The organism is Micromonospora sp. NPDC048830 (genome assembly GCF_043198215.1).
Lineage (GTDB): Bacteria > Actinomycetota > Actinomycetes > Mycobacteriales > Micromonosporaceae > Micromonospora.
Window position 1 is genome coordinate 54,276 of sequence record NZ_JBICUP010000021.1, and the last position, 17,609, is coordinate 71,884.

Annotated in this window: 18 protein-coding genes; 5 read left to right on the forward strand and 13 right to left on the reverse strand. The window is 73.5% G+C overall.

What is annotated here, in order from left to right:
• Positions 1-23 precede the first annotated feature (23 nt).
• Positions 24-1,391: an L-serine ammonia-lyase gene (locus ACGFIZ_RS19050; protein ID WP_393420915.1), complete on the reverse strand. Its 1,368-nt coding sequence runs from the start codon at positions 1,389-1,391 to the stop codon at positions 24-26.
• 780 nt (positions 1,392-2,171) lie between these two features.
• Here ACGFIZ_RS19050 and ACGFIZ_RS19055 point away from each other — a divergent pair.
• The gene (locus ACGFIZ_RS19055; protein ID WP_347667190.1) at positions 2,172-2,375 is read left to right on the forward strand and encodes a PspC domain-containing protein; all 204 of its coding nucleotides are present in this window, start codon (positions 2,172-2,174) and stop codon (positions 2,373-2,375) included.
• A 57-nt stretch (positions 2,376-2,432) separates the two neighbouring features.
• Here the strand turns inward: ACGFIZ_RS19055 and ACGFIZ_RS19060 are convergent, their stop codons facing one another.
• The 7 genes from ACGFIZ_RS19060 to pdxH all read right to left on the reverse strand — a co-directional run bounded on the left by ACGFIZ_RS19060 (position 2,433) and on the right by pdxH (position 8,434).
• Positions 2,433-3,116 (reverse strand): DUF4230 domain-containing protein, encoded by a 684-nt coding sequence (locus ACGFIZ_RS19060; protein ID WP_347667189.1) that lies wholly within the window; start codon positions 3,114-3,116, stop codon positions 2,433-2,435.
• A 102-nt stretch (positions 3,117-3,218) separates the two neighbouring features.
• Complete coding sequence (locus ACGFIZ_RS19065; RefSeq protein ID WP_393420918.1) at positions 3,219-4,379, reverse strand: acyl-CoA dehydrogenase family protein; 1,161 nt, start codon at positions 4,377-4,379, stop codon at positions 3,219-3,221.
• A 31-nt stretch (positions 4,380-4,410) separates the two neighbouring features.
• On the reverse strand, positions 4,411-4,716 hold the full coding sequence (locus ACGFIZ_RS19070; RefSeq protein ID WP_073839113.1) for a type II toxin-antitoxin system VapB family antitoxin: 306 nt from the start codon (positions 4,714-4,716) through the stop codon (positions 4,411-4,413).
• Between the two features lie 198 nt (positions 4,717-4,914).
• Positions 4,915-5,517, reverse strand: coding sequence for a nitroreductase family protein (locus tag ACGFIZ_RS19075; RefSeq protein WP_393420920.1), 603 nt, complete (start codon positions 5,515-5,517; stop codon positions 4,915-4,917).
• A gap of 20 nt (positions 5,518-5,537) precedes the next feature.
• Positions 5,538-6,467: an aldose 1-epimerase family protein gene (locus ACGFIZ_RS19080; RefSeq protein ID WP_393420922.1), complete on the reverse strand. Its 930-nt coding sequence runs from the start codon at positions 6,465-6,467 to the stop codon at positions 5,538-5,540.
• 18 nt (positions 6,468-6,485) lie between these two features.
• Positions 6,486-7,787: an MFS transporter gene (locus ACGFIZ_RS19085; protein WP_393420924.1), complete on the reverse strand. Its 1,302-nt coding sequence runs from the start codon at positions 7,785-7,787 to the stop codon at positions 6,486-6,488.
• Positions 7,784-8,434, reverse strand: a complete 651-nt coding sequence (gene pdxH / locus ACGFIZ_RS19090; RefSeq protein ID WP_393421031.1) for a pyridoxamine 5'-phosphate oxidase — start codon at positions 8,432-8,434, stop codon at positions 7,784-7,786. Before pdxH ends, ACGFIZ_RS19085 begins: the two co-directional genes overlap by 4 nt.
• 279 nt (positions 8,435-8,713) lie before the next feature.
• Between pdxH and ACGFIZ_RS19095 the strand changes: the two genes are divergently transcribed.
• From ACGFIZ_RS19095 to sepH, 3 genes are all read left to right on the forward strand, one after another.
• Positions 8,714-9,820 carry a citrate synthase 2 gene (locus ACGFIZ_RS19095; protein WP_393420926.1) on the forward strand — a complete coding sequence of 369 codons (1,107 nt, stop codon included), beginning with the start codon at positions 8,714-8,716 and terminating at the stop codon, positions 9,818-9,820.
• A 271-nt stretch (positions 9,821-10,091) separates the two neighbouring features.
• Complete coding sequence (serC, locus tag ACGFIZ_RS19100; RefSeq protein WP_393420928.1) at positions 10,092-11,219, forward strand: phosphoserine transaminase; 1,128 nt, start codon at positions 10,092-10,094, stop codon at positions 11,217-11,219.
• A gap of 186 nt (positions 11,220-11,405) precedes the next feature.
• Positions 11,406-12,491 carry a septation protein SepH gene (sepH, locus tag ACGFIZ_RS19105; protein ID WP_393420930.1) on the forward strand — a complete coding sequence of 362 codons (1,086 nt, stop codon included), beginning with the start codon at positions 11,406-11,408 and terminating at the stop codon, positions 12,489-12,491.
• Between the two features lie 115 nt (positions 12,492-12,606).
• Here the strand turns inward: sepH and thpR are convergent, their stop codons facing one another.
• The 5 genes from thpR to ACGFIZ_RS19130 form a co-directional block, all read right to left on the reverse strand.
• Entirely contained in the window at positions 12,607-13,185 is a 579-nt protein-coding gene (thpR, locus tag ACGFIZ_RS19110) for an RNA 2',3'-cyclic phosphodiesterase (protein WP_393420932.1), read from the reverse strand.
• Positions 13,186-13,198: 13 nt separating this feature from the next.
• Positions 13,199-13,708, reverse strand: a complete 510-nt coding sequence (locus ACGFIZ_RS19115; protein WP_393420934.1) for a hypothetical protein — start codon at positions 13,706-13,708, stop codon at positions 13,199-13,201.
• Positions 13,709-13,758: 50 nt separating this feature from the next.
• Positions 13,759-15,039, reverse strand: coding sequence for an MFS transporter (locus tag ACGFIZ_RS19120; RefSeq protein WP_393420936.1), 1,281 nt, complete (start codon positions 15,037-15,039; stop codon positions 13,759-13,761).
• A 67-nt stretch (positions 15,040-15,106) separates the two neighbouring features.
• Positions 15,107-15,556, reverse strand: a complete 450-nt coding sequence (locus ACGFIZ_RS19125) for a MarR family winged helix-turn-helix transcriptional regulator (protein WP_393420938.1) — start codon at positions 15,554-15,556, stop codon at positions 15,107-15,109.
• Between the two features lie 194 nt (positions 15,557-15,750).
• Entirely contained in the window at positions 15,751-17,229 is a 1,479-nt protein-coding gene (locus ACGFIZ_RS19130) for an NCS2 family permease (RefSeq protein WP_393420940.1), read from the reverse strand.
• 91 nt (positions 17,230-17,320) lie between these two features.
• On the opposite strand from ACGFIZ_RS19130, the gene ACGFIZ_RS19135 reads away from it, so the two are divergent.
• A complete protein-coding gene (locus tag ACGFIZ_RS19135) occupies positions 17,321-17,569 on the forward strand; it encodes a DUF2530 domain-containing protein (RefSeq protein WP_393420942.1) in 249 nt (82 codons plus the stop codon).
• Positions 17,570-17,609: the final 40 nt, after the last annotated feature.

The window sequence follows — 17,609 nt, forward strand, 5'->3', positions numbered from 1 at the left end:
GGGCCCGCCCGGATCCGCCGGACTCAACACTCGATCACGTTGACGGCCAGGCCGCCCCGCGCCGTCTCCTTGTACTTGACCTTCATGTCCGCGCCCGTCTCGCGCATCGTCTTGATCACCTTGTCCAACGAGACGGCGTGCACCCCGTCGCCGCGCAGCGCGAGCCGGGCGGCGGTGATCGCCTTGATGCTGGCCACGGCGTTCCGCTCGATGCAGGGGATCTGCACGAGGCCGCCGACGGGGTCGCAGGTCAGGCCGAGGTTGTGCTCCATGCCGATCTCCGCCGCGTTCTCCACCTGCGCGGGGGTGCCGCCCAGCGCCTCGGCCAGCCCGGCGGCGGCCATCGAGCAGGCCGAGCCGACCTCGCCCTGGCAGCCCACCTCCGCCCCGGAGATCGAGGCGTTCTCCTTGAACAGCACGCCGATCGCGCCCGCCGCCAGCAGGAACCGGACGACGCCCTCGTCCGATGCCTCTGGCACGAACCGGGTGTAGTAGTGCAGCACCGCCGGGATGATGCCGGCCGCGCCGTTCGTCGGCGCGGTGACCACCCGGCCGCCGGCCGCGTTCTCCTCGTTGACCGCCAGCGCGAACAGCGTCACCCAGTCCATCACCCGCAGCGGGTCGCCGGTGCCGTCCGCCTCCAGGCTGCGCCGCAGCTCCGCCGCGCGCCGCCGGACCTTCAGCCCGCCGGGGAGTACGCCGTCGCGCTCGCAGCCCCGCTCGACGCACTCCCGCATCACCCGCCAGATGTCCAGCAGCCCGGCCCGCACGTCGGCCTCGCTGCGCCAGGACCGCTCGTTGGCGAGCATCACCTCGCTGATCGACAGCCCGTTGCCGGTGCTCACCGTCAGCAGGTCCGCGCCGGTCAGGAACGGGTACCGGACGGGGGTCGTGTCGGGCTTGATCCGGTCCGCCCCGGCCGCCGCCTCGTCGATCACGAACCCGCCGCCGACGGAGTAGTAGGTGCGCGCCCGCAGCTCCGCGCCCGTGTCGTCGTACGCGGCGAAGGTCATCCCGTTCGGGTGGTACGGCAGCGAGCGGCGGCGGTGCAGTACCAGATCCCGGTCCGGGTCGAAGTCGATCTCATGGGTGCCGAGCAGGCTCAGCCGCCGGTCGGCGCGGATCCGGGCGACCCTGGCCTCGACGGAGTCGGTGTCGACCGCCTCCGGCGCCTCCCCCTCCAGCCCGAGCAGCACCGCGCGGTCGCTGCCGTGGCCGTGGCCCGTGGCGCCGAGGGACCCGAACAGCTCGGCCTGCACCCGGGTCGTCGAGGAGACCAGCCCGTCGGCCTTGAGCCCGGAGACGAACGTCCGGGCGGCCCGCATCGGGCCCACGGTGTGCGAGCTGGACGGCCCGATGCCCACGCTGAAGAGGTCGAAAACGCTGATCATGTGCACTTCCTCGCCGTCGTTGCCCCGGGTGCGGGCCCGGCCCGGTCGCGGCCACCCGGTCGGGGCGGTCGTTCCATTGCCACCCGGTCGGGGCGGCCGTTCCATCGCCGCCCGGATGTGGGCGGCCGACCGGCGAGCCTACCTGCCCCGGCCCGTGGCCGCCCGGCCTGACCAGCCCATTCTCCCTCCCCCGCCAGGATCCGACACCCGCCCGACCGTCCTGTGGAACTGCCCGCGTGGATGGGGCAGCTCCACAGGCCGGGCACGGTGCCACCGCCTCTGTGGAGCCGCCCGCATGGATGGGGCAACTCCACAGGCCGGGCACGGTGCCACCGCCCCTGTGCAGCCGCCCGCATGGATGGGGCAGCGGGGCTGACCGGGCCCGGTCTCCGTTCGGCGGGACCACCAGCCAGGACGGCGCGGAGCAAGGTAACCAGGCGGCGGTGGGCCTGTGGGGGCGGTGGGCCTGTGGGGGCGGTAGCACGCACGGGGCAGCTCCACAGCGTCCACACCGTAGAAGCTCCGGCCCCCGCCGCCCGCCCCACCGGTCGCCGCGCCGCCCGCCCCACCGGTCGCCGCGCCGCCCGCCCCGCCGCCCGCCCCACCGGTCGCCGCGCCCAGGTCCGGCGGCCCACCCGGGGCCGGCACCGACGCGGGCAGCGGGTATGCACCTACGGGTCGGCAGCGGCCAGATCCCCCTCGGGACGGAGGGCGGACTGGTCGGGCGTTTCTACCGTTGGTGGCAGAAGCGGCGGAACGCCGCAGAGTGGGAGTACGACGATGAGTCGCAAACTGGTCCGGCCCCGCGAGGGGCGCATGCTCGCCGGCGTGTGCGTCGGCCTGGCCCGCCGGTTCAACACCTCCGCCAACCTGGTCCGGCTGCTGTTCCTGCTGTCGCTGCTGCTGCCGGGCACCCAGGTGATCGTCTACCTGGTGCTCTGGGTGCTGATGCCCAACGAGGACCGGCACGCCGCTCGCTACTGACCCCGACCGGAAGCGCCCGCCCCGGACGGCCGGGGCGGGCGCTTCGCGTTCGGGGCGTCAGGGCGCGGTGTACGTGACGGTCACCTTCTCGTAGCCGAGGGAGCGGAGCAGGCCCTCCAGCATCTTGCGGGTGTTCTCCTCGGCGCGGGCGCCCAGCCCGCTGTCCCGGGCGGCGGCGCCGATCCGTTCCTCGGCCATCCGGTACACCTGCTGCTGCCGGTTCGGGTCGCCCTTGACCAGGTCGTTGATCCGGTTGAGCAGCCCCCGCTCCTCGGCGAAGACGTAGCTCTTCTCCATGTCGAGGTTGACCTGCCCGAGCTGCGGCGCCGGCAGTTTGATCTCGACGGACTTCCCGTCGGCCGACTCGACCACCGCCCCCTCGGAGATCCTGGCGAAGTCGACGTACGCCTCGACGCTGCCCGCCCCGACGAAGAGCGTGCGCTGGTTGAGCAGGAACTCCGGGATGTTGTTGCGGTCGTTCTGCAGGTCGACGACGACCTGGAAGTTGCCCTCGGCGGCCACGTAGCGGCTGAGGTCCTGGATCGACTTCAGCAGCGGCGGCTGGCTCCGGTCGGTCTGCTCCTTGGCGAACGGGTTGCGGAACTCGGGGAAGATCCCCGTGGCCTGCGCGCCGAGCAGCACCACCACCGCCAGGGCGGCGGCGCCCAGCGCCAGGAGGAGCCCGCGGGCCGGCCCGGAGGGCGGCCGGGCAGGCTCGTGGAATTCGCCGTCAGGGGACATTGCGCTCACCATCCTCGATCGGACACGTCGCCCTGTCGATGACGGTACGTCCCCCGTGCGACACTCGCGCGACGAGCCGCCGACCGGACGCGCAGGCCCTGGTCAGGCGAACGCGGACAGCCCGGTGAGCCGCTGCCCGATGACCAACTGGTGGATCTCCGAGGTGCCCTCGTAGGTGAGCACACTCTCCAGGTTGTTGGCGTGCCGCAGGACCGGGTACTCCCCGGAGATCCCGTTCGCGCCCAGGATGGTGCGGCACTGCCGGGCGATGTCCAGCGCCTCCCGGACGTTGTTCAGCTTGCCCACGCTGACCTGCTCCGGGCGCAGCCGCCCCGCGTCGGCGAGCCGGCCCAGCCGCAGCGCCAGCAGGAAGCCCTTCTGCCACTCGACCGCCATGTCGGCGAGCTTGGCCTGGGTGAGCTGGAAGCCGGCCAGCGGCCGGCCGAACTGGGTGCGCGCGGCCGCGTACGCCAGGGTGGTCTCCAGGCAGTCGCGGGCTGCGCCGAGCGCGCCCCAGACGATGCCGTGCCGGGCCTCGGTCAGGCAGCTCAGCGGGGCCTTGAGCCCGGCGGCCTCGGACAGCCGGGCCGCGGCCGGGAGCCGGACGTCGTCGAGCGTGATCTCGCCGGTGACGGAGGCGCGCAGCGACAGCTTGCGCCGGATCTCGCGCACCGACACCCCGGGCGTGTCCATCGGTACGGCGAAGCCCCGTATCCCCTCCTCCGCGCGGGCCCAGATCACCGCGACGTCGGCCACGGGCGCGTTGGTGATCCACATCTTGCCGCCGTGCAGCACCCAGTCGTCGCCGTCCCGGCGGGCCCGGGTGGCCATCGACGCGGGGTCGGAGCCGTGGTCGGGCTCGGTCAGGCCGAAGCAGCCGATCGCCTCGCCGGCGGCCATTGCCGGCAACCAGCGCTGCTTCTGCTCCTCGCTGCCGTAGCGCCAGATGGCGTACATCGCCAGCGAGCCCTGCACCGAGACCAGCGAGCGGACGCCCGAGTCGGCGGCCTCCAGCTCCAGGCAGGCCAGCCCGTACGCCACCGCGGAGGAGCCGGCACAGCCGTACCCGGTCAGGTGCATGCCGAGCAGGCCGAGCTTGCCGAACTCCCGGGCCAGTTCGCGGGCCGGCACCCGGCCCTCCTCGTACCAGTCGGCGACGTGCGGGCGGACCCGGTCGTCGAGGAGCTGCCGCACCACGTCGCGGATCTGCCGTTCCTCGTCGTCGAGGAGGGAGTCCAGGTCCAGCAGGTCGAGAGGAGTCATGCCGCCACGTTAACGAAGGTTCAGGAGCGGGTCACTCGGGCTGGCCGGAGAGCACCAGCACCCGGGCGTGGATCTGGTTGCGCTGCTGGAGGGCGGCGCGCAGCGCGCGGTGCAGCCCGTCCTCCAGGTACAGCCCGCCGTTCCACTGCACCACGTGCGGGAACAGGTCCCCGTAGAACGTGGAGTCCTCCGCGAGGAGCTTGTCCAGCGCCAACTCGCGCTTCGTGGTGATCAACTGATCCAGTCGCAGCGGGCGCGGCGGAATCTCGGCCCACTGCTTGAGCGTCAGGTTGTGCTCCGGGTAGGGACGCCCGTCCCGGACCGCTCTGAAGATCACGACGGCAGCTCCCCTCCCCCTTACCGGGCCGACTCACCGCGCCGGGTCGGATCGCGGCGCCGCGCGGCACGGCACCGATGACGGTGCCAGCGTAGCCGCCCCGCGCGACACCGTAATTCACTCCCTCATGTCGGCTTCGCTACTGCCGGTACCCCCGGCCGCGCCGGCCCGAACCGGGGCAATCGACCCACGCCCGCGTCAGCTCCACCGGCCCCGGCGGACCACCTCGTCGACCGGGCGGCGGCCCCGCCGCAGCGACGGGGAACGGTGGTCGGACGCCCGGTAGCCCACGGTCAGCGCGCCGATCGGCTCGTACTCCTCGGGCACCCCGAACGCCTCCCGGTACGCCCGGGTGCGCTGCGGCGGGATGCCGAAGAAGCAGGCACCCAGCCCCTCGTCGACGGCCGTGAGGAGCATGAGCAGGGCGGCGAACCCGGTGTCGATGTGCCAGTACGGCACCGGCCAACGCTCCGTCGCGCGGTCCGTCCAGCCCTTGTCCGGCTCGGCGTACCGGTCCAGGTACGCCGACCGGTTCGCGTGCGGGACGACGATCAGCGGCGCCCGGCGCATCCCGGCCAGCCAGCGGTCCCGCCCGCCGCCGTCCGGCGTGGCCGCCGCCCAGAACCGCTCCCGGTCGTCCGGCTCCTCCAGCACCAGGAACCCCCAGCCCTGGGCGAACCCGGCCGACGGGGCCCGGACGGCGTGGTCGAGCAGTCGCCGCACCACCTCCGGCGGGACCGGGCGGTCCGGGTCGTAGTTGCGCACCATCCGGCGGCGCCGGACCACCTCGGCGAACTCCATGCCGCTTCCCCCGTTCCGGCTCAGGCGCCGGGCCGGATGCCCCAGGCACCCCGCCAGGTCTGCCCGGGCTCCAGCGTGATCACGTCCCGGCCGGAGCGGAACGCGTCCGGCGGGCAGGTCATCGGCTCGACGGCCACCGATCGGCGGTGCCGCTCACCGCCGAGGGTGTCGCCGGTGAAGACCTGCCACCAGCCGAACCCCCGGTCGGCCCAGAGCCGCACGGCCGCCGAGCCGTCCGGGGCGGTCAGGGTGACCGACGAGCCGCCGTCGTCGTCACGGAACACGTCGCCGAACGCCGTGTCGAGCACAGCCGGGCCGATGCGCCGGGGCGTGGTGAAGTCGTACCCGGTGCCGGCGACCGGGGCGACCCCGATCGGCAGCAGCCGGTTGTCGACCACCACCCGGGTGCGCCCCGGCACGCGCAGGGCGAGATCGTCCACCGCCACCCCGGGCAGCCGCAGGTACGGGTGGACGGACCAGCCGAACGGGCAGGGCTCGGCGCCGACGTTGGTAGCCTCCGGCTCGACGCGCAGGCCGTCCGGCCCGACGCTCCACCGGGTGCGCAGCCGCAGCGGCCACGGGTAGCCGGGGTGCGGCGGCAGGTCGTACCCGACGGTGACAAAGTCCTCGGACCGCTCGACGAGGTGCCACCGCACCCAGTTGACCAGGCCGTGGATGGCGTTGTGCCGGGTCGGCTCGGTCAGGGTGAGCTGCAACGAGCGCCCCCCGAACTCGTACGCCCCGTCCCGGATGCGGTTCGGCCAGGGGGCCAGCACCTGCCCGGCCCCGCCGGGGCAGAGCTCGTCGGCGCCGTACCCGTCGAGGTAGTCGACGCCGTCGTGCCGGTACGCCCGCAGGCCGCCGCCCACCTCGACGATCACGGCCTCGTGGCCGGCGGCGGCGATGGTCCACTGTGCGCCTGACGGCGGGTGGGGCGCGGCGTTCTCCATGCCGGGGACCCTATCGGCTCACCCGCGCTCCCCGCCCGACGCGGTCGCCGGCCGGTAGCGGGCCAGGGCAGGGAAGACGGCCGCCAGCAGCACCGCCAGCACCGCGGCGGCGAGCCCGCCGCCGACCCAGGCGGCCCCCGCGCCGAACCCGGCGGCCACCGCGCCGGCGCGCAGGTCCCCGAGGCGGGGCCCGCCGGCGATGACCACGGTGTTGACACCCTGGAGCCGGCCGCGCATCCGGTCCGGCGCGTACACCAGCAGCATCGTCTGCCGGACGACCGCGCTGACCAGGTCGGCCGCGCCGGCCACGGCGAGGAGCCCGACCACCAGCCAGAGCTGGTGGGCCAGCCCGGCCGCCGCCACGGCCACGCCCCAAGCCACCACGGCGAGGATCAGCACCAGCCCCTGCCGGCGGATGCGGCCGATCCAGCCGGAGGTGAGCCCGCCGAGCATCGCGCCGATCGAGATCGCGGCGTACAGCCAGCCGACGGCGGCACCGCCGCCGAACCGCTGCTCGGCCGTCTCCGGGAAGAGCGCCCGGGGCATCGCCAGCACCATCGCGATGAGGTCGATGGCGAAGGAGAGCAGCAGCACCGGCGTGGTGGCCAGGTAGCGGAGGCCGTCGACGATGCTGGCCAGCCCCGCCCGGCGGGGCGTGGCGGTGCCGTCCGCGTCGGGTTCCGGAGGCATCGCGGGTAGCCGGAAGGTGGCCCAGAGCGAGACGGTGAACAGCAGCGCGTCCACCGCGTACGCCACGGGCAGCCCCACGTCGGGACGCCAGAAGGTGAAGATCAGGCCGGCGGCCAGCGGCCCGAACACCGAGGTCGCGGTGAAGGTGGTGAAGTTCAGCGTGCTCGCCGCCGGCAGCAGCTCGGTGGGGACCAGCCGGGGCAGGATCGCGTTGCGGGCGGGCGAGGTGATCGCGAAGGCCGTGGACTGCACCGCCACCAGGACCAGCAGCAGCGCCGGGCTGCCCACCCGGAGCAGCGCCTGCACCAGCAGCGCCAGGGTCGACGCCCAGAGGAGCGTCCCGGCGGCGAGCAGCACCCGCCGGCGGTCCCGGACGTCGGCGACGGCCCCGCCCCACAGCCCGAAGACCAGCAGGGGCAGGAAGCCGGCGACGCCGAGCAGCCCGACCCAGAACGAGCCGCCGGTCAGCGCGTACATCTCCACGGGCACGGCGACGGCGGTGAACTGGAAGCCGAACATGGCCACGCCGTTGCCGAGCCACACCCGCCGGTACGCGGGCACGCCGAGCGGGCGCAGGTCGATCGCCCAGCGGCGCGCCCCGCGCGGCCGGGTCTCCTTGACGGCGGTCACGGGGCCAGCCGCTCCACGGTCCAGTGGCCGTCGTCGGCCGTGCCACCCGGGTCCGCCGTGCGGCGGAACCGCAGCCGGTCGTGCAGCCGGTTGGCCCGGCCCTGCCAGAACTCCACGGTCTCCGGTCGCACCCGCAGCCCGCCCCAGTGCGGCGGGGTGGGGATCGGCGCGGTCTCGCCGAACCGCTCGGCGGCCGCCCGGTAGCTCGCCTCCAGGGCCGCCCGGTCGGGGATCACGCGCGACTGGGTGCTGGCCCAGGCGCCGAGCTGCGACCCGCGCGGCCGGCTCGCGAAGTACGCCTCCGTCTCGGCCCGGTCGATCGGTTCGATCCGGCCGGCGACCACCACCTGCCGCTGCAGGGGGAACCAGGGGAACACCAGGCTGGCGTACGGGTTGGCCAGCGCCTCGACGCCCTTGCGGGAGCCGTGGTTGGTGAAGAAGACGAAGCCCTCCCGGTCGTACGCCTTCAGCAGGACCGTCCGGCCGCTGGGCCGGCCCGCGGCGTCGGCGGTGCCGACCACCATCGCGTTCGGCTCGGGCAGGCCGGACGCGGCCGCGTCGGCGAACCAGCGGGCGAACTGGGTGAGCCAGTCGGCGGCCAGATCCGCCTCGGAGAGGCCCAGCTCGGCCGCGTACTCGTTACGCATGCCGGCCCACTGCGGTGTGTCACCCGTCACAGTTAGCTCTCCCCCTCGCCGGGCTGCGACGCGCCTCCGGCGCTGGCCAGCCCGTATGCCCCAGTCTCACCGAGTGCGGCCAAATGTCCACCGGCGGGGGTGTCGCGTGCAGCACAGTCGCAGTGGGTCGCGCGGTTGGTTACTCGCCAGGCAAGATGTCACGAACACGTCCCTGAGGATCGCCTAAGGCGCTCGGCCGACGGGGCCGAAGTCCCAGGCGGGCGCACCGAGCTGAGCCAGGAGAGAGCGATGGCCGACTTCAAACCCGGACTGGAGGGCGTCGTAGCCTTCGAGACCGAGATCGCCGAACCGGACAAGGAGGGTGGCGCGCTGCGTTATCGCGGCGTCGACATCGAGGATCTGATCGGCCAGGTCTCGTTCGGCAACGTCTGGGCCCTGCTGGTCGACGGTCGGTTCGGCCCGGGCCTGCCGCCGGCCGAGCCCTTCCCGGTGCCGGTGCACTCCGGCGACATCCGCGTCGACGTGCAGTCCGCGGTCGCCATGCTCGCCCCGTACTGGGGGCTCGACCAGCTGCTGGACATCTCCGACGAGCAGGCCCGCGAGGATCTTGCCCGGGTCTCCGTGACCGCGCTGTCCTTCGTCGCCCAGTCCGCGCGCGGCCTGGGCCTGCCGGCGGTGCCGCAGAAGGAGATCGACAAGGCGGAGACGATCGTCGAGCGCTTCATGAAGCGCTGGCGCGGCGAGCCCGACCCCCGGCACGTCAAGGCTGTGGACGCGTACTTCATCTCGGCGGCCGAGCACGGCCTGAACGCCTCCACCTTCACCGCCCGGATCGTCGCCTCGACCGGCGCGGACGCGGCGGCCTGCATTTCCTCCGGCATCGGCGCGCTCTCGGGCCCGCTGCACGGCGGCGCCCCCTCCCGGGTGCTCACCATGCTCGAGGCCGTCGAGCGCAGCGGCGACGCCGAGGGCTACGTCAAGGGCGTCCTCGACCGGGGCGAGCGGCTGATGGGCTTCGGCCACCGGGTCTACCGGGCCGAGGACCCGCGCGCCCGGGTGCTGCGGCGCACCGCGAAGGAGCTGGGCGCGCCGCGCTTCGAGGTCGCCGAGGCGCTGGAGAAGGCCGCCCTGGCCGAGCTCCAGGCCCGCCGCCCCGACCGGGTGCTCGCCACCAACGTCGAGTTCTGGTCGGCCGTCGTGCTGGACTTCGCCGAGGTGCCGGCGCACATGTTCACCTCGATGTTCACCTGCGCCCGGATGGGCGGCTGGAGCGCGCACATCCTGGAGCAGAAGGAGCTCCAGCGGCTGGTCCGCCCGTCGGCCCGGTACGTCGGCCACGCCCCCCGCAAGCCGCAGGAGGTCGAGGGCTGGGACGCCATCCCCCACGGCGTCTGAGGCGTTCTCACCTGCACGAAAGCGCGGGGCTCCACCGTCGGTGGGGCCCCGCGCCCGTGTCGGCGGCGAATGTGTTCCACGCCTCACGGCCAGGTACGGGACCGGCACGCGGTCGGGGTGAGCCGGGTGCAAGGATGGTGGTTCGGCAGTGTCGCCGGACCGGGCTGGAGATCCCGGCCGCGCCGTGCGCCCCGCGCACGCGTCCGCCCTGGGTCCCCGCCCGCTCGCCGACCGGGCCCGCCCTCGCCCACGCGGAAGGATCTCGACAACCGTGGCTGACGCACCGACCATCCGGATTCCCGACGACATCAAGCCCGCCGACGGGCGGTTCGGCTGCGGGCCGTCCAAGATCCGTCCGGCGGCCGTGTCCGCCCTCGCGGACGTGGCGACGAGCTACCTGGGCACCTCGCACCGGCAGAAGACCGTGCGCGACCAGGTCGCCCGGCTGCGGCGGGGCATCGCCGAGTTCTACTCCCTCCCCGAGGGCTACGAGGTGGTCCTCGGCAACGGCGGCACGACCGCGTTCTGGGAGGTGGCCACGTTCGGTCTGATCCGGGACCGGGCCCAGTTCGCCAGCTTCGGCGAGTTCGGCGCGAAGTTCGCCAAGGCCGTCAAGGAGGCGCCGTTCCTGGGCGAGCCGACCGTCCGCAAGTCCGAGCCGGGCAGCGCCCCGGCGCTGGTCGCCGAGGCCGGGGTGGACGCGTACGCCATCCCGCAGAACGAGACCTCGACCGGCGTGGCCGTGCCGATCAACCGGGTGGCCGGCGCCGACCCGGGCTCGCTGCTGCTGGTCGACGCCACCTCGGCCGCCGGCGGCCTCGCGGTCGACGTGGCCGAGACCGACGTCTACTACTTCGCCCCGCAGAAGTGCTTCGCCTCCGACGGCGGGCTCTGGCTGGCCCTGATGTCGCCGGCCGCGCTGGAGCGGGCCGCCGACATCAAGGCGTCGGGTCGCTACATCCCGGCCTTCCTCGACCTGGTCACCGCGATCGACAACTCGCGGCTGGAGCAGACGTACAACACCCCGGCGCTGGCCACCATCTTCCTGGCCGCCGAGCAGACGGACTGGATGAACGCCCAGGGCGGCCTGGCCTGGGCGGCCAAGCGCACGGCCGAGAGCGCCGGCGTCGTGTACGGCTGGGCCGAGCGCTCGTCGGTCGCCACGCCGTTCGTCACCGACCCGGGGCTGCGTTCCAACGTGGTCGCCACCATCGACTTCGCCGACGGGGTGGACGCCTCGGCGATCGCGAAGGCGCTGCGCGCCAACGGCATCGTCGACACCGAGCCGTACCGGAAGCTGGGCCGCAACCAGCTGCGGATCGCGCTCTACCCGGCGGTCGAGCCGGCCGACGTCGAGGCGCTGACGGCGTCGATCGACTACGTGGTGGAGCGGCTCTAGGCGCCGTCACGGTGGGTGGCCACGGGTGCGCCCCTGGCCACCCACTGTGACCGTCCGCCCAGGTCATCCACAACATGCGGGTGTCGGATCCCCCACCTGGGTACGGAGGGGCGTACCGTGGTGCTCTAGACGCCCGGGTGGCTGACTCGTGGCGTGCGGCCAGCGAAGCGGGACGGAGGCAAGCTGATGCGCCCAGTACGCTTCGTCGCCCTCTCCGAGGACGGCCAGGCCCTGGTGCTCACGGACGAGGTCGGGCGTCTGCTCGCCCTGCCGATCGACGAGCGCGTCGCCGGTGCGCTGCACGCCGAGCCGGGCACGACTCCGCTCGCCGTCGTGGCGCCGACCGCCGACCCGGTGCCGTCACTGTCCCCACGGGACATCCAGGCCCGGATCCGCGCCGGCGAGTCCGCCGAGGACGTGGCCCGCATCGCGGGCGTGCCGGTCGACCGGGTGCTGCGCTACGCCGGCCCGGTCCTCCAGGAGCGGGCGATGCTGGCCCAGCACGCCCGCCGCACCCGGCTCAAGGGCGCGGAGAAGCCGACCCCGCTGGCCGAGGTGGTCAACGGCCGGCTGGCCCAGCACGGGATCGACACGGAGAAGATCTCCTGGGACGCGTACCGGCGCGAGGACGGCACCTGGCGGATCATCGCCACCTGGCCGTCGGGCAAGGCCACCGCGCAGGCGATCTGGGATCTGGACAAGACCCGGCAGCACGTCACGCCGCACGACGACATGGCGCAGTACCTGTGCGCCGAGCGCCCAACGCCGATCCTCGGCCAGGAGCCGGCGCCGGAGCGCGGCGGCCACGCGCTGCCCGGCCCGTCGCGCGGCGAGCCGAGCCGGGGCGGCCACGGCCTGCCCGCGGCGGCCGGTGAGTCCGCCCGTCCGGGCCGGGACCCGATCCGGGCGGGGCGGGACGCGCTGCTGGCCTCGCTCGACCGGCCGCTCGGCAGCACCTCGGGGCGCGGCCTGGAGCCGCGTACGCCGGCCGCGCTGGCCGGGCCCGAGGCGCCCCGGCAGCGCTCGGTGGCCGGCGGGGCGGCGGCCCTGCTCGGCGGCGGCCAGGGCTCGGCGTTCGACGACGACTCGGACGCGCCGAAGGAGGTCCCGGCCGTGCCGTCGCTGGCGGTGCTGCGGCCCCGGCGCACGGGCGCCGCGGCGGCGGCGACCGGTGGCGAGTCGGCCGACGCCTCCGGCAAGCCGCGTAAGCGGCTGCCGAGCTGGGACGACGTCCTCTTCGGCAGCGGCCCGGCGGCCCGCGAGTCCTCCTGACCCAGCACCGCACTCCAGGTGCCGCCCGGGCCCGTGTCGGCGACATGGCGGGGTCCTGCGGACTCGGTCACCGCGATGTCGCCGGCATGGCGGCCCGAGCCTCGGCCGGGCCGCTCTAGATCGGCCAGGCGGCCAGCCGGTCGTACGTCGGCCGGGGCCCCTGGTGGCTGCGCACCAGCACCAGCTCGGCGGCCGGCCACTCCGGCCCGACGTACTCGTGCAGCGCCTCCCGGTCGGCGAGGACGTCCGCCCGGTCGATCCGGTCACCGGGGCGGGCGATGGTCAGGTGCGGCCGGAACGGCTTCTCGTCGTACGGCAGCCGCCCGCGCCGCAGGCGGAGCCGGACCAGCCGGGCGAGCACCGCCAGCGCCTCGACGTCGCCGCGCACGTCCACCCAGAGCACCGTGAACCGGCCCCGCCCGAAGCTCCCGCCGCCGCCGAGCCGCAGCACCGGCGAGGCGTCCCGTCCGCCCCGGAACGTCTCGGCCGCGAGCCCGAGGGCGCTCTCCACGTCGACCAGCCGGTCGGCCTCGACCTCTCCGAGGAAGGCGAGCGTGAGGTGCGCGTTCGCCGGGTCGGCGAGCCGTACGTTGGTCCCGGCCGCCGCCGCCAGGCCGACCCGGAGCCCGGCCAGCCGCGCGGACAGGTCGTCGACCGCCGGGCGCGGCGGGTAGACCGCGACGAAGAGCCGCACCTGGGTACGCCGCTCAGCGGTGCCGCTGGCGGCGCGGGGCGCGGGCGGCCGGCAGGGTCAGCCCGGCCTCGTCCAGCAGCCCCTCGACCCGCACCCGCTCGATCTCCCGGTCGACGCCCTCCAGCTCCCCCAGGTGCTCGACCAGCCCCAGGCAGCGGCAGGCCGCCCGCAGGTGCCGGTCGTACGCGTCGAGGACGGCCGGGTGCCAGATGACCGCCCGGCCGCCCTGGTTGACCCGGTGTCCGGCAAAGCGACGCAGGTCGGCGGCGATCTGCTGGAGGGAGCGGCGATCGGGCCGGTCGAACTCGCTGAGGTCCACGTCCCGGGTGAGCGCGTCGGCTTCGACGGCCCGGTCCAGTCGGGCGATGGTCCGGCGTTCCCGGCGTCGCTCGCGCCACTCGGCGTACCCGCAGGCGACCCGGTCGATGATCTCGTCGGCGCAGAAGACCAGCGCGAACAGAACGGGCAGGCTCGCCACGGCAACGATCGCCAGAGCTAGCAGCATCGCGCGGCCCACCTCCACGTATCGACGCTAAGCCTGGTCGTGCCTTACCGCCAGCGGTTCGCGGATATTCAGTCCGGCGAGACGACGTAGAAACGGGGCATGGGGAGCATCCGCACCCGGAGCCGGGCCCCGGCGCGGCGCAGCTGCCAGGTGAGCGCCAGCAGCGCGGTGGCCAGGGAGACCAGCCCGCCCATCCAGATGCTCGCCCCGGCGCCGAACGTCTCGGCGACCCAGCCGATCAGCGGCGCGCCGACCGGGTTGGTGCCCAGGAAGACGAGCACCCACAGCGCCATCACCCGGCCCCGGAAGGCGGCGTCCGTACCGAGCTGGACCCGCTGGTTGGCGGCCTGGGCGAAGAACACCATGAAGAAGCCGGCGGGCAGCAGCAGCGCCACCACCATCCAGTACGACGGGGCGAGCCCGACCAGAGTGCCGAAGACGGCGCAGCAGACCGCGGTGCCGAGCACCAGCCAGACCGAGGGCCGCGCGCGCCGCCCGGTGCCGGCCAGCGCCCCGCCCAGCGCGCCGACCGCCAGGGCGGTGCTGAACAGGCCGAACGACGCGGCGCCGGTGTGGAACACGGTCTTGGCCAGCGCGGCGAGGGTGAGCTGGAAGTTGAACAGGCTCATCCCGATCACCGACATCACCGCCATGGGCAGCAGCAGGTCGGGGCGGCGGGCGACGTAACGCAGCCCGTCGACCACCCGGGCCGAGCCCCGCTCGGCGAGCGGCGGCAGGTCCAGGCGGTGCAGCTCGGACGCGCGCATCCGGACCACGTTGGCCAGCGGGCCCAGCGAGCTGACCGCCGAGAACAGGAAGACCGGGCCGACGTCCACCGCGGCGATGGCCAGGCCGGCGAAGGCGGGACCGACGATCCGCGCGCAGTTGAACACCGCCGCGTTCAGCGAGAGCGCGTTGGGCAGCAGGGCGGTGCCGACCAGCTCGGAGACGAACGCCTGCCGGACCGGGGTCTCCACCGCGTTGGCGACGCCGAGCAGGGCGGCGAAGACGAACACGTGCCAGAGCTGGACCAGCCCGGTGAGCACCAGCAGGCTCATCCCGAACGCGAGCACGGTCCAGAACGCGTTGGCGACGAACAGCAGCAGGCGCTTGTCGTACCGGTCGGCGAGCCGCCCGGAGATCAGGGTGAGCAGCAGCACCGGGGTGAACTGAAGCGCGGTGACCACGCCGAGCGCGGTGGCGGAGTCGTCCGAGAGCTGAAGGACGAGCCAGTCCTGGGCGATGAACATCATCCAGACGCCGATCAGTTTGATCAGCTGCCCGGATGCGAAAAGCCGGTAGTTACGGACACGCAGTGACTGGAACATCGTGTTCAGCTTCGCCTGCACCCTGGTAGCGCCTCCTCGGTCGTACGCGTCATCCACGACGGACGGCGCGGACCGGCTGTGGGCGCGGTCAGGCGCGGGCGAGCTGCTGCAGGATCTCCGCAGCCCGCTGCAGGGTCTCCCGGTCGGACTCGCTCAGCTCGGCCAGCCGGTGGGCCAGCCACTCGTTGCGGGCCCGCTCGAACTGGTCGAGCACGGCCCGCCCCCCCTCGGTCGCCGCGAGGATGACCTGTCGGCCGTCGGTCGGATGGGGGGTGCGCTGCACGAGGCCGCGCTCCTCCAACTTCGCGACGATCTTCGTCATCGTCGGCGGTTGCACCCGCTCGACGTCGGCCAGTTCCCGGGGCGTCAGGGCGCCCGCCAGCATCAGGCTGGTGAGCGCCGAGAGCTGGGTGACCGTCAGGTCGCCCACCGGTCGGGCCTGGCGGACCCGCCGGTTGAGCCGAGTGATCGCATCACGCAACTGGGGGGCCAGCTGCGCCGGTGGCACGCGTTTCGCCGTCACCGTCCGCTCCGTCACGATAGTTAGCATAACTAATGAGCCTGGCTAACGACATGCGATATGACCATGCTCACCTGCGGAATTCCCGCCCCGCAGGGCCGGAGCGTCCGAATCGGACGCTCCGACCCCACCCGACCACCGTAGGTTGTCGGTAGACCGGCAGGACGACCCGGTGGGCCGTCAGTAAACCAGCAGGACGACCCGGTGGGCCGTCAGTAAACCAGGGATTCGATCGGGCTGCGCGCGAAGTACACGACGAAGAGCGCCGCCACCCCGTACAGCAGGGGGTGGACCTCCCGGGCCTTGCCCTTCGCCAGCTTGACCACCACGTACGTGATGACGCCCGCACCGATGCCGTTGGAGATCGAGTACGTGAACGGCATCAGGGCGATGGTGAGGAACGCCGGGATGGCGATCTCGTAGTCGGTCCAGTCGATGGTCCGCACCGCGGTCATCATCAGGAAGCCGACCACCACCAGCGCCGTCGAGGCCGCCTCGAACGGCACCACCAGCGACAACGGCGCGAGGAACATGGCCAGCAGGAACAGGACGCCGGTGACCAGGTTGGCCACGCCCGTCCGCGCGCCCTCCGCGACCCCGGCCGCGCTCTCGATGTACGACGTGTTGCTGGAGACGCTCGACGCGCCGCCCGCCGCCGCGGCGATCGAGTCGACCAGCAGGATCTCCTTCGCCCGCGGCGGGGTGCCCCGCTCGTCGAGCATGTTCCCCTCCTGGCCGATGGCGACCATCGTCCCCATCGTGTCGAAGAAGTCCGTGATCAGCAGCGTGAACACGAACATCAGCGGGATCAGCCAGCCGACCCGGCTCCACGAGTTCAGCACGTTGAACTGGCCGAGCAGGGACAGGTCGGGGATGTCCACGATCTTCTTCGGCAACTCCGGCACGTTCAGCGACCAGCCCTTCGGGTTGGGCTTGCCGTTGACGAAGGGCGGGCCGACCTTGGCCACCGCCTCCACGACGATCGCCAGCACAGTCGTGGCGAGGATGCCGATCAGGATCGCGCCCCGGATCCGGCGGACCACCAGAACGATGGTGAACAGCAGGCCCACCACGAAGACCAGCATCGGCCAGCTGACGATCTTCCCGTTGACGCCGAGCCCCACCGGGACGGTCGTGCCCGCCACGTCCGGGATGCGGCGGACGAAGCCGGCGTCGACCAGGCCGATGATCGTCAGGAAGAGGCCGATGCCGACGCCGATCGCGGTCTTGAGCTGGGTGGGCACCGAGCGGAACACCGCGGTACGCAGGCCGGTGAGCACCAGGATCGCGATGATCACACCCTCGATCACCACGAGGCCCATCGCGTCCGCCCAGCTCATCTGCGGGGCGATCTCGTACGCGACCAGCGCGTTCACGCCGAGGCCGGCGGCCAGCGCGATCGGGAACCGGGCGACGACCCCCATCATGATGGTCATCACGCCGGCCACCAGCGCGGTCGCGGCGGCGATCGCCGAGATGGCCAGCTTCTTGCCGTCGCCGTCGACGGCTCCACCGAGGATGAGCGGGTTGAGCACCACGATGTACGCCATCGTGAAGAAGGTGGCCAGGCCACCCCGCACCTCACGGCTCGTCGTCGAACCGCGGGCGGTGATCTCGAAGAAGCGGTCGAAGCCGTTGCGGGGGTGGGCGGGATCGGGGGGAGTGCCTTTGCCGGGCGGCGCAATGGCCATCAGGGTCCTCGCAGGTGATCTTCTGTCGGTCGCGCGCATCGTCGCAGATCACTGGCCACGCGGCAAGAGTCGATCGCGTACGCTTGCCCCCGTGCGACAGGAGCAACCGCCGCGGCCCGAGCCGCTCGACCCGCCGATGGTGCCGTTCGCGGTCGCCGGGCTGGTGGCCTGGGCGGTGGCCGGCCTGGTGCTGTTGATCTTCTTCCGTGGCTGGCTCACCGCACACGGGCACCAGAACTGGCTCTGGACCTGCCTGGCCGGTTTCCTCTGGGGCTTTCCCGGTCTCGCCGTGATGATGCGTCACGACGCCAACCGGCGTCGCCGCCGCGCCGGCCGCTGACGCCCTGAGGCCGCGCCGGCCGCTCAGGCTTCGGTGCCGC

Coding starts and splice junctions, on each gene's coding strand:
- ACGFIZ_RS19050 (WP_393420915.1), bottom strand. CDS start 1,391: ATGATCAGCGTTTTCGACCTCTTCAGCGTGGGCATCGGGCCGTCCAGC.
- ACGFIZ_RS19055 (WP_347667190.1), top strand. CDS start 2,172: ATGAGTCGCAAACTGGTCCGGCCCCGCGAGGGGCGCATGCTCGCCGGC.
- ACGFIZ_RS19060 (WP_347667189.1), bottom strand. CDS start 3,116: ATGTCCCCTGACGGCGAATTCCACGAGCCTGCCCGGCCGCCCTCCGGG.
- ACGFIZ_RS19065 (WP_393420918.1), bottom strand. CDS start 4,379: ATGACTCCTCTCGACCTGCTGGACCTGGACTCCCTCCTCGACGACGAG.
- ACGFIZ_RS19075 (WP_393420920.1), bottom strand. CDS start 5,517: ATGGAGTTCGCCGAGGTGGTCCGGCGCCGCCGGATGGTGCGCAACTAC.
- ACGFIZ_RS19080 (WP_393420922.1), bottom strand. CDS start 6,467: ATGGAGAACGCCGCGCCCCACCCGCCGTCAGGCGCACAGTGGACCATC.
- pdxH (WP_393421031.1), bottom strand. CDS start 8,434: ATGCGTAACGAGTACGCGGCCGAGCTGGGCCTCTCCGAGGCGGATCTG.
- ACGFIZ_RS19095 (WP_393420926.1), top strand. CDS start 8,714: ATGGCCGACTTCAAACCCGGACTGGAGGGCGTCGTAGCCTTCGAGACC.
- sepH (WP_393420930.1), top strand. CDS start 11,406: ATGCGCCCAGTACGCTTCGTCGCCCTCTCCGAGGACGGCCAGGCCCTG.
- ACGFIZ_RS19130 (WP_393420940.1), bottom strand. CDS start 17,229: ATGGCCATTGCGCCGCCCGGCAAAGGCACTCCCCCCGATCCCGCCCAC.